The sequence below is a fragment of the Sphingomonas epibiotica genome (assembly GCF_039615155.1).
GTDB lineage: Bacteria > Pseudomonadota > Alphaproteobacteria > Sphingomonadales > Sphingomonadaceae > Sphingomonas.
Genome location: NZ_JBDGHY010000045.1, coordinates 1 through 427, shown reverse-complemented (window position 1 = coordinate 427; position 427 = coordinate 1). Strand labels below are relative to the sequence as shown.

Annotated in this window: 1 protein-coding gene; it reads right to left on the bottom strand. The window is 68.6% G+C overall.

Translation table 11 applies throughout. The annotated features are described in order from the left end of the window. On the bottom strand, positions 1 to 390 hold a 390-nt coding region (locus tag AAIO73_RS20220), incomplete at its 3' end, for a PIG-L deacetylase family protein (RefSeq protein ID WP_345880593.1). Positions 391 to 427 lie beyond the last annotated feature (37 nt).

Sequence of the window (427 nt, the reverse complement as noted above, 5' to 3'; positions counted from 1 at the left end):
GTCATCGGAAACGGCGCCGAGCTGCGTCCGGTAGACGCGGATCAGGGACCGTTTCACCGAAACTCCCCCGGGCACAGCGATGCGCCATGCCGGTCCGGACCTGTCCGGGCGAGGCGGCCACACGCGGTAGGTCAGCCGACTGGCGCCACCCGGGCATCCGGCTACGGCCGCGGCTACGGCGCGGTGATCGGGATGGTCGTCATCGCAGGCCGGTCCGACGATGAGATCGAGATCCCGGCATCGTGCGACCTGGCGGCGCAGCGCGCGATAACAGCGCCCCGGGATCGAGGGCAACTGGCCATCGGGCAAATTGAGGAACGAGACGTCGCCAGCAACGATGCCGAGACGACGTAGCGCATGAAGGCTCTCACGCTGGCGAGCCGCGACCAGTCGCGTCCTCGGCCATTTTCGGCTGCCCCGGTGAGAT